The organism is Thermus sp. NMX2.A1 (assembly GCF_000511705.1).
Lineage (GTDB): Bacteria > Deinococcota > Deinococci > Deinococcales > Thermaceae > Thermus > Thermus scotoductus.
In genome coordinates this window covers 42,842-51,864 of the sequence record NZ_ATNI01000025.1, presented here as the reverse complement: position 1 = coordinate 51,864, position 9,023 = coordinate 42,842, and the positions used below count along the sequence as shown (strand labels likewise).

Sequence of the window (9,023 nt, the reverse complement as noted above, 5' to 3'; positions counted from 1 at the left end):
ACCCCCGATCCCCGTGGATACCGTGAGGAAGAGGGAGCTACCCTCTCCCCTTGCCGCCCCCAGGTGGTGCTCGGCCAAGGCGGCGGCGTTGGCGTCGTTTTCCAGATGGACGGGCCTTTTGGTGGCCTCCTCCAGAAGGCGGCGGATGGGGAAGTTCACGAGGCCCCGGATGTTGGGGGTGAAGCGGATCACCCCCTCCTTGAAGTCCAGGGGCCCCGGGGTGCCCAGGCCGATGGCCACACCCTCCACCCCAGCCTCCGCCTCCGCTTTCCTGGTGGCCTCGGCCAGGGCCTGCACCACCGCCATCCCACCTTCCTCGGGGGTGGGGAGGACCACCTTGGAAAGAAGCCTCGTTCCGTCAAAGACCCCGGCGGCGATCTTGGTGCCCCCTAGGTCCAGGCCCACCACGGTCATGGGATCTCCTCCTCCAGGGCTGCTTCCGCTTCCCCCAGAAGGGCCTCGGGCACAAAGAGGTTCACGTCTCCCATGTAGGTGCCCAGGGCCGCCTCGGGCAGACCGGAAAAAGGGGTTTCCAGGATTACGGGGATGCCCCTGGCCTCGAGCCTCGCCTTCACTCCCTCGGCCACGGGCCGGGGGGCGGTGAGGAGCTTCCGGTAGGGGGTGCCGGCGATCAAGCGGCGTTCCATAAAGCCTCCACCAGGCGCACGTAGTCCTGGGCGGCCCTTTCCACCTCGGCCAAGGGAATATGCTCCCTGGGGGTGTGGGCTAAGGAGGGATCCCCCGGGCCGTAGCCCAAGACGGGAGCCTTGGTGCCCAGATAGGGGGCGTCGGTGGTGAAGGGCCAAAGGCCCGCCCCTTCCTGGCCCAGGGCCTTAAGGGCCGCAAGGAGCACGGGGTGGTCCTCCGGCAGGCGGTAGGGAGGCCAGAGGGCGGGGATGACGAGGCGCACCTCCCCCGAGGCCCGCTCCTCCTCGGGAATGTAGACCGAGGCATCCCCCAGGGCCTTGAGCCTTTCCAAAAGAGCTTCCAGGTTGGCCTCGGGCTCGTAGCGCACATCCAGGTACAGGCGCACCACTCCGGGGGTCTGGTTCCGGGCCCCGGGGTAGGTGTCCACCCGGGTGGGGGTGAGCTTGAGGCCGGGGGGAAGGGGAAGCTCCTTTAGGGTCAGGAGGTACTCTCCGAGGCCGAAGAGGGGGTTTTCCGGGCCCGAGAGGGCGGCGTGGGCTTCCTCCCCTTCAAAGTCAACCCAGACCTCCGCCCGGCCCCGGTGGCCCCGCATGAGCCTTCTTCCTGAGGGCTCCCCCAGGATGAAGGCCAGAGGGGAAAGCCTTTTTGCGGCATGGCGGCTTCCCAGGCCCCCCACTTCCTCCTGCACCGTGGCGAGGAAGCGCGCCCGTCCCTTGAGGGCTCTTTGGGCAAGGGCCTCGAGGGCCAGGAGCATGGCCACCAAAGGCCCTTTCATGTCCACCGCCCCCCGGCCCCAGACGGCCTCCTGGGCCACGGTGCCCTGGGGGTAGGGCCAGTGCAGGGGATCCCCCACGGGCACCACGTCCAGGTGCCCGGTTAGCACCACCTCGGGTTCCTTCTCCCCCAGAAGGGCCTCCACGTTTCCCGCCTCGTCCAGGGTGGCCGACAGGCCCATGCCCTTAAGGGCCTCCAGGAGGAGGGCCGCCGCCTCCCCTTCCTGCCCGGGGAGGCTTTCCGCCTGGAGGAGGCGGGAAAGAAGCCGGATCCAGTCCACGACCCTATCCTACACCCCGGCCCAGGGCTGCCATGTAGAGGGCTATCCCCAAGGCCACGGAGGCGTTCAGGGACTCGGCCTCCTCCCGGATGGGGATGCGGAAAAGCTCGTCGCAGCTTTCCCTTACCAACCGGCGCATACCCTCCCCTTCCGAGCCCACCACCAGGGCCAGGGGCCTTTGGAAGTCCAGCTCCTTGGGGGTTTTCCCCCCCCTAACATCCAGGCCGTATACCCAAAGCCCCTTTTGCTTAACCTCCTCGAGGGCCCGGGGAAGGTTTTTCACCTTCACCACGGGAAGCTTTAAGGCGGCCCCGGCGCTGGCCTTCAGGGCCAGGGGCGAAAGGGGGGCGCTTCGGCGCTCCTCGGACACCACCCCGTGGGCTCCCAGGGCCAGGGCGCTTCGGATCATGGCCCCGTAGTTCCTGGGGTCGGTGATGCCGTCCAGGAAGACCAGCAGGGGAAGCTCCTTGCGGGCTTCCGCCAGAAGGAAGGCTTCCTCCAAGGGAGCGTAGCGGGGTTCCTCCACCTCCGCGGCCAGGCCCTGGTGGTGGGTGGTTCTCAGGAGGGTATCCAGCTCGATCCGGGGCACCAGGGTGTACTCCGCCCCGAGTTTCTCCAGCTCCCTTAAAAGCCAGGCCTCCACCCCCCGGGCCACCAAAACCCGCCGCACCCGGCCCTCCTTCAGGGCCTCGAGGACCGGGTTCCTTCCGTAGATCCACATGGCCTGAGTTTACGACGGGGTATCATGAAGGCGAAGGAGGCGAGCCATGTACAAGACCATCCTGATGCCCACGGACGGAAGCTCCTGTAGCTTCCAGGCCCTGGAGCACGGCCTTTCCCTGGCCAAGGCCTTGGGGGCCAAGGTTCACTTCCTCTACGTGCTGGAGAATCCCGCCCAGGCCATCTGGATCGCTCCTGAAAGCGTTCCTTATGGCCTTGAGCTTTTGGAGGACCTGAAGAAGGCGGGGGAGGAGGCCATCGCCAAGGCCTTGAGCCTGGCCCAGGAAAAGGGGGTGGAGGCCACGGGGGAGGTGAAGGAGGGGGTACCGATACCCACCATCGTGGAGGCGGCCAAGGGATTCGACCTCCTGGTCATGGGCACCCACGGGCGCACCGGGCTGGACAAGCTCCTTTTGGGCTCGGTGACCGAGGGGGTCTTGCACCGGGTGGGGATACCCGTTTTGGTGGTGCGGTGCCGTTAAACTCCATCTTCCCGCCCGGTTGGGGGAGCCCTGGCTGTAGCGATGCGGCTTATTAGCACCTTCGTTTCCTCGAGGGTGGCCCCCAGCGACCCCCGATACGCCCGCCTGGTCCGCTACGGGGAGGTGATGGCCGAGGAAGGCTTTGGCCTGGCCTGTGGGGGCTACCAGGGAGGAATGGAGGCCTTGGCCCGGGGGGTGAAGGCCAAGGGGGGAATGGTGGTGGGGGTTACCGCCCCGGCCCTTTTCCCCGAACGCAAAGGCCCAAGCCCCTATGTGGACCTGGAGCTTCCCGCCTCCTCCTTGCCCGAGCGGATCGGGAGGCTTTTGGACCTGGGTGCGGGGTACCTGGCCCTGCCGGGTGGGGTGGGCACCTTGGCCGAGCTCACCCTGGCCTGGAACCTCCTCTACCTGCGGCGGGGCTTGGGGCGGCCCTTGGCGGTGGACCCTTACTGGCTTTCCTTCCTCAAGGCCCACGGGGAGATCGCCCCGGAGGACCTGGCCCTTTTGCAGGTGGTGGCGGACGAAGAAGACTTGCGGGCGTTTTTGCGGAGCCTATGAGCGAAACCCTTGTGGTGTACGTGCCGGATCTGGGCCAGGGCGTGAGCTTCTATCAGGCTTTGGGGCTGGCCCTGGAGGAGCTGATCCCGGAACGGGAGGCCCTTCTGGCTCCCCTCGAGGGGCCCCTCCTCCTCCTGCGCCCTGGAAGCGGGGGAGTGGAGCAGGGGCCCAACCGACCCCGGCCCGAGGGGCATGGTTTTGCCCGGCTGGGGGTGGAGGAAGGCCGTCTGGTGTTCTTCGTGGAGAACCTGGAGCACGAAAAGCTTCGCCTTGCCAAGTACGGCCTTCCCTTCCGCGAGGCAGGGGAGCACCTCCTCCTCTTTGACCCGGGGGAGAACCCGGTCTTGGTGCGGGAGCTTCCCCCAGAGAAACATTCCTGACCCGAGGAGATACATGAAGCTCTGGCTTTTGGACCTGGACGATACCCTTCTTGTGGACCACCGGGTGAGCGAGGAGGTCTTGGGCCGCCTGGGGCAGGAAGCAGGGGTGGAGGGGCTACCCCAGGCGGTGCGGAGAAAAGCAGAGGAGTTCTTCCGGCAGGCTCCCTTCTACCCCTGGGCCGAGCGCATCGGCCACTCGGCCCTGGAGGCCCTTTGGGCCCGCTACTCCACCCCGGGGCTGGAAGCCCTGGCGGAGTGGGCCTGGCCCTTTCGAGAAAGGGTTTTCCAGGAGGCCCTTAGGGAGCTTGGCAGTCCTGAGAAGCAGGCCCGGGAGCTGGCGGAAGCCTTTTTCCGGGAGAGGCGCCGCTACCCCCTTTTCCCCGAGGTGCCGGAGTTTCTGGAGGCCCTTGGAGCCAGGGGGGCCATCCCGGTCCTCCTCACCAACGGCGTGCCCGACCTGCAGCGGGAGAAGCTCGTTGGGGCAGGCCTCGAGGAGGCCTTTTCCCTCACCCTGGTTTCCGGGGAAGTGGGGCTTGGCAAACCCGACCCCAGGCTCTTCCGCATGGCCCTTTGCGCCTTTGGCGTGGGCCCGGAGGAGGCGGTGATGGTGGGGGATAACCCCGAGAGGGACATCAAGGGAGCCCTTTCGGCGGGGATAAGGGCGGTGTGGGTGGACCGGGGCCACCGCTCCAAGGACCCCCGGTATCCCGCCCACCTGGAAGTCCAGGACCTCCGGGAGGCCTTGGCCCTCCTGGAGGCTTGACCCTCCTTGGCCGCATTTAATACCCTTTGTGATTTCCTTCCGTGGGCCAAGGGCTTCCTGGGATAGCCTTGGACCATGTACGAGGCGGTCCTTTTCCTACACAACCTGGTGCGCTGGGTGGTCTTGGCCTTTGGCTTCCTGGCCCTCTGGCGCCCTGGCGCTAAAGAAGGAGCCTTTTTCGCCCATGCCCTCACCCTGCAGGTGGTGTTGGGAATCCTGCTGGCCTTCGTGAGCCCTCTCTTTCAGGGAGCCCTGGCCAACCTGGAAGCGGTGATGCAAACCCCGGGCGAGGCCCGCTACTTCGTGGCCGAGCACTGGGTGGGGGGGCTTGTGGCCTTGGGCCTGGCCCACGCTGGGCTTTCCCAGGCCCGAAAGGGAAAGCCCCGGGCCCGGCTCCTCTTCGCCCTGGCCCTGGCGCTGGTGCTCCTTTCCATTCCCTGGTTCCGGCCCCTTCTCAGGCTTTAGCCTAGGAGCTCGGCCACCGGGAGAGAAAAGGAGGGGAAGGCCACGGGAGCCAGGTGGTCCCCTGGGGCCAGGGTCTGGACTTCCCGGTAACCCTCGGGGGAGGGGGAGCGAAAGACGTGAAGCCGCTTGCCCTCCAGGTCCAGCACCCAAAGCTCAAGGACTCCGTGGCGTGCGTATAGGGGTGCCTTAACCCCCAGGTCGTAGGCCAAGGAGGCTTCCGCCACCTCCACCAGGAGGAGGACATCCTGGGGGCCGGGGTGACCCTCCTGGTAAAGGTCAGGCCGGGGCCGCAAAAGGGCCAGGTCCGGCTGGGGCTCGCTGAAAGGGCTAAGGCGCACGGGGTCCTGTACGGCGATAAGGCAGACCCCTTCCATCTCCAAGGGGGTGAACAGGCGGCGAAGGCGCCGCACGGCGGCGGCATGGCGGCTACCGATGGGGCTCATTTCCCAAACCTCCCCTTCCAGAAGCTCCACCCGGTCGTCCTCTCCCAGGAGGCCCGCCTGGGCCATCCTGTGGAACTCCTCCACGGTGAACCGCTTGCGCACCGGGGTCATGGTTTCATCTTAAGGCGGGTGGATCTTGCCCTAAATAGGCCACCGCGGCGTACCCCACCACGCGGCTTGTGTCCCCGGAGGCCTCGGCGCTGGTGGCGTAGGCCAGAAGCGTGGGCTTCCAACCCAGGCTTCCGGCCAAGGCGGTGAGGGTGGCCCAGGGAAGGTGGCCGCAGGCTTCCCCTTGGGCCACTCCCTCCACATCCAGGGCCAGGGCCTTTTCCAGGGTCTTTTGATCCCGGTTTCTGGCCACGGGGTCGGGATGGTAGTGGGAGAGGTCGCTGGAGGCCACCACCAGGTCCCCTTCCCCAAGCTCCGACAACAGGGCCTCGGCCACCTCTTTAGGGTCCGCCTCCCCAAAGAGGAGGGGCAGGATGGGCGTGTCCGGCAAGGCTACCTGGAGGAAGGGAAGGAGGACCTCGAGGCTATGTTCCTCCCGGAAGGGCTCCTCGTAGGTCAGAAAGGGAGAGCCCTTGGCCACAAGCCGGCTTCCCCCTTCCAGGTCCACCGCCACCTCCCCCAAGGGAGTGGCCCAGGCCCGGTAAGGGTAAAAGGCCGCTCCCAAGAAGGGCACGAAGTGGCTGGGCCCCAGGAGGAGGATTCTCCTCGCCCTTCCCCGCCAGGCGGAAAGCACCTTAAAGCCCTCCGCCGCCACCTTCCCCGAGTAAAAGTAGCCGGCATGGGGGGAAAGAAGCCCCCTGACCCTTGGGTCAGGGGAGGCTTGGGCTTTTTGCAGAAGGCCTTCCACCTCCTGCCTTAAGCGCTCTGCCTCGAGGGGATAGAAGTAGCCGGCCACCGCCGGGAGCCTCACCAGGTCCATACCCCGGGAATCCTCCTCCCGCACCCCGGGCAGACCCCGGGGACCTCCCAAAGGGGCTCCACCCGGAAGCCCCGGCGCCGGATGAGGAGCCTTCCGCAATCCGGGCAGTGGGTGGAGCTTCTTTCCTCGTCCAGGACGTTGCCCACGTACACGAACTTAAGCCCTTCCTCCTTGGCGATCTCGTAGGCCCGCACCAGGGTGCTGTGCCGGGTGGGCCTCAGGTCCAGCATGCGGTAGTCGGGGTGGGCGGCGGTGAGGTGCCAGGGAACCTCGGGGGAAAGGCCTTTGAGGAAGCGGGCCATGGCCCGGACTTCCTCCGGGGAGTCGTTGTAGCCCTCCAGGAGGAGGGTGGTCACCTCCACCCAGACCCCTTGGGCCAAAAGGTGCTCGAGGCTTTCCAGAACCGGCTTGAGCCGGGCCCCACAGATCTTCCGGTAGAACTCCTCGGTGAAGCCCTTCAGGTCCACGTTGGCGGCATCCAGAAAGGGCCGGATATACTCCCAGGCCTCCTTGGTTTCAAAGCCGCTGGTGACGAAGACGTTTTTCATGCCCCGTTCCTTGGCGAGCTTGGCCGTGTCGTGGGCGTATTCAATCCAGACGGCGGGCTCGTTGTAGGTGTAGGCGAGAAGCCTCACCCCCAGGGCCTCGGCCTTCTCCACGATGGCCTCGGGGGGCCAGTCCTCCCCGATGGGCCGGTCCAGGTGGCCTTCCGGCGTGACCTTGAACTCCCGGAACTGGGAGATCTCCCAGTTCTGGCAGAAGGCGCAGAAGAGGTTGCACCCCACGGTTCCCAGGGAAAGGATTCCCTCCCCGGGGTGGAAGTGGTAGAGGGGCTTTTTCTCCACCGGATCCAGGTGAACCGCGGCGGCTTTTCCATAGGTCACCAAATAAAGCCTGCCTGCAAAGTTGCGCCTGACCCCGCATTTGCCGGCCTCTCCTTCCGCGATGGCGCAGTAGTGGGCGCAGGCCCGGCACTGCACGTAGCCCTTGGGCAGGGGGCGCTTCAGATCCGCTTCCCTAAGGGTAACCGTCAGGGTCATTTCATATGCTTCTCATCTCATGATACCACGCCCAGGGGGTTTCCATCCGATGGCGAGCCTTAAACTGATCCTGTGCCGCCTTTCCCCCCCAGGGAGGAAAGGGACTTCGCCTCCCTTGTTCCCCGGGAGGTGCTGCGCCGGGGGCTGGCCTACTACCAGGAGGGCCGGGTGCTCAGGGTCTTCCGGGTGGGGGAGAAGGTTTTGGGCTTGGTGCAGGGCTCGGCAGAGGCGCCCTACCGGGTGGAGGTGGGCCCGGGGCTTTGGGGCCGTTGCACCTGCCCTTATCCAGAGTTCCCTTGCAAACATGCGGTGGCCCTCCTCTACGCCTATGTGGAGGAAAAGGCACCGGACCTGGCGCCCCTGATTGAGGCCCTAACCCCTGAGGAGGCCAGGGGCCTCCTGAAAAAACTCGCCCTCCTTCCCGAGGTGGGCCTTTACCTGGCGGAAGCCCTGGCCCCGGAAAAGGCCTTTCTGGAAGGGGTGAAGGACCTGCGCCGGGCCTTCCGGCTGGGGGGAGGGCAGGAGGAGGCCCGGGCCCTGTCCTTGCGCCTGGACCGGGTGGGGAGGAAAGAGGTGGAGGCCTACCTGGAGGCGCTATTGGAAGCTCCCTTTGACCCGGAGCCCTACTTGCGGATAGCCCTGGAGCGCTACCTGGCCCTCACCCCTAGGCTTTCCTTCCTCCTGAACCTTTACCTGAGGCACCCTTCCGAGGCCTTGCGGGAGGCTTTCCTGCAGGTGGCGGGGGAAAGGGGGGAGGAGGCCCTTCACCTTTTAAGGGGTGGGGATGGCTTGGAGCTTAAGCGGGGGCTCAGGGCCGAGCTTCTCTTCCGCCTGGGGCGGGTGGAGGAAGGGCTTTCCGCCTTGCGGGAGGGGCTGGAGGGGGTTGGGGACTACCTCCTCCTGGTGGAGCGCCTTATGGCCTTGGGACGGGTGGAGGAGGCATTAAGGTATGCGGAGGAAGCCCGGGACTGGTTTGGAAAAGACCCCAGGCTCCTTCCCCTTCTGGACCTGTTGGTGGCCCATCGGGGGAGCCCGGAGGACCACCGGGCCCGCTTTGGGGTACGGCCGAACCTCGAGGACTACCTGGCCCTAAAGTCCAAGCTGGGCCGGGAGTTTTACCGGGAGCGCAAGGCTCTTCTCAGGCAGGTGCGGGACCCTGCTCTTCTCGCCCGCATCTACCTCTTGGAGGAGGATTGGAAGGCCTTGGACCGCCTGTTGAGGAACGCCCCGCCGGAGGCCTATCCCGCCTTGGCAGAGGCCCTGGAGGAGAAACTTCCCGAGGAGGCCAAGAGGCTTTACCTGGAGGCGGCAAGGCGCGAGGTGGAAAAGGGAACCCGCAAGGCTTACCGGGAGGCAGCCAGGCTCCTTGGGCGCCTTTCCCGTTTGGACCCCAAGGCAGCCCGTGAGGCGGCCTTGGCCTTGCTGCAGGCTTATCCCCGTCGGCGCGCCCTGAAGGAGGAGCTCAGCTTTTGGCTCTCGGAAAAGCCCCATGGGCCTATGACAGAATAGCCCTGTGGAGCGCTTTCCCTGGGTGGAGGTCTT

Annotated in this window: 13 protein-coding genes; 6 read left to right on the top strand and 7 right to left on the bottom strand. The window is 66.2% G+C overall.

Annotated features, from left to right (window positions below; translation table 11 throughout):
- The 4 genes from TNMX_RS01440 to rlmB form a co-directional block, all read right to left on the bottom strand.
- On the bottom strand, positions 1 to 414 hold a 414-nt coding region (locus TNMX_RS01440; protein WP_038028721.1), incomplete at its 3' end, for an ROK family protein.
- A complete protein-coding gene (locus TNMX_RS01435) occupies positions 411 to 647 on the bottom strand; it encodes a hypothetical protein (RefSeq protein ID WP_038028718.1) in 237 nt (78 codons plus the stop codon). The genes TNMX_RS01440 and TNMX_RS01435, both read right to left, overlap by 4 nt.
- Complete coding sequence (locus TNMX_RS01430) at positions 632 to 1,702, bottom strand: M20 family metallopeptidase (RefSeq protein ID WP_038028715.1); 1,071 nt, start codon at positions 1,700 to 1,702, stop codon at positions 632 to 634. The genes TNMX_RS01435 and TNMX_RS01430 overlap by 16 nt, the downstream gene beginning before the upstream one ends.
- A gap of 4 nt (positions 1,703 to 1,706) precedes the next feature.
- On the bottom strand, positions 1,707 to 2,423 hold the full coding sequence (rlmB, locus tag TNMX_RS01425) for a 23S rRNA (guanosine(2251)-2'-O)-methyltransferase RlmB (protein ID WP_038028712.1): 717 nt from the start codon (positions 2,421 to 2,423) through the stop codon (positions 1,707 to 1,709).
- A 46-nt stretch (positions 2,424 to 2,469) separates the two neighbouring features.
- Between rlmB and TNMX_RS01420 the strand changes: the two genes are divergently transcribed.
- The 5 genes from TNMX_RS01420 (at position 2,470) to TNMX_RS01400 (ending at position 5,070) form a co-directional block, all read left to right on the top strand.
- Positions 2,470 to 2,904, top strand: a complete 435-nt coding sequence (locus TNMX_RS01420; protein ID WP_028493756.1) for a universal stress protein — start codon at positions 2,470 to 2,472, stop codon at positions 2,902 to 2,904.
- A 42-nt stretch (positions 2,905 to 2,946) separates the two neighbouring features.
- Positions 2,947 to 3,462, top strand: coding sequence for an LOG family protein (locus TNMX_RS01415; protein WP_038028707.1), 516 nt, complete (start codon positions 2,947 to 2,949; stop codon positions 3,460 to 3,462).
- On the top strand, positions 3,459 to 3,842 hold the full coding sequence (locus tag TNMX_RS01410; RefSeq protein ID WP_038028704.1) for a glyoxalase/bleomycin resistance/dioxygenase family protein: 384 nt from the start codon (positions 3,459 to 3,461) through the stop codon (positions 3,840 to 3,842). The genes TNMX_RS01415 and TNMX_RS01410 overlap by 4 nt, the downstream gene beginning before the upstream one ends.
- A gap of 13 nt (positions 3,843 to 3,855) precedes the next feature.
- Entirely contained in the window at positions 3,856 to 4,605 is a 750-nt protein-coding gene (locus TNMX_RS01405; RefSeq protein WP_038028702.1) for an HAD family hydrolase, read from the top strand.
- Positions 4,606 to 4,680: 75 nt separating this feature from the next.
- A complete protein-coding gene (locus tag TNMX_RS01400) occupies positions 4,681 to 5,070 on the top strand; it encodes a hypothetical protein (RefSeq protein WP_038028700.1) in 390 nt (129 codons plus the stop codon).
- Here TNMX_RS01400 and TNMX_RS01395 read toward each other — a convergent pair.
- Genes TNMX_RS01395 through amrS form a run of 3 tightly spaced genes read right to left on the bottom strand, consistent with a single transcriptional unit; the run spans position 5,067 to position 7,481 of the window.
- Positions 5,067 to 5,624, bottom strand: coding sequence for a Uma2 family endonuclease (locus TNMX_RS01395; RefSeq protein WP_015718244.1), 558 nt, complete (start codon positions 5,622 to 5,624; stop codon positions 5,067 to 5,069). The genes TNMX_RS01400 and TNMX_RS01395 overlap by 4 nt on opposite strands.
- A 4-nt stretch (positions 5,625 to 5,628) precedes the next feature.
- Positions 5,629 to 6,441, bottom strand: a complete 813-nt coding sequence (amrB, locus tag TNMX_RS01390) for an AmmeMemoRadiSam system protein B (RefSeq protein WP_015718243.1) — start codon at positions 6,439 to 6,441, stop codon at positions 5,629 to 5,631.
- Positions 6,429 to 7,481: an AmmeMemoRadiSam system radical SAM enzyme gene (amrS, locus tag TNMX_RS01385; protein WP_015718242.1), complete on the bottom strand. Its 1,053-nt coding sequence runs from the start codon at positions 7,479 to 7,481 to the stop codon at positions 6,429 to 6,431. Before amrS ends, amrB begins: the two co-directional genes overlap by 13 nt.
- A gap of 72 nt (positions 7,482 to 7,553) precedes the next feature.
- Between amrS and TNMX_RS01380 the strand changes: the two genes are divergently transcribed.
- Positions 7,554 to 8,990: an SWIM zinc finger domain-containing protein gene (locus TNMX_RS01380; RefSeq protein WP_038028699.1), complete on the top strand. Its 1,437-nt coding sequence runs from the start codon at positions 7,554 to 7,556 to the stop codon at positions 8,988 to 8,990.
- Positions 8,991 to 9,023: the final 33 nt, after the last annotated feature.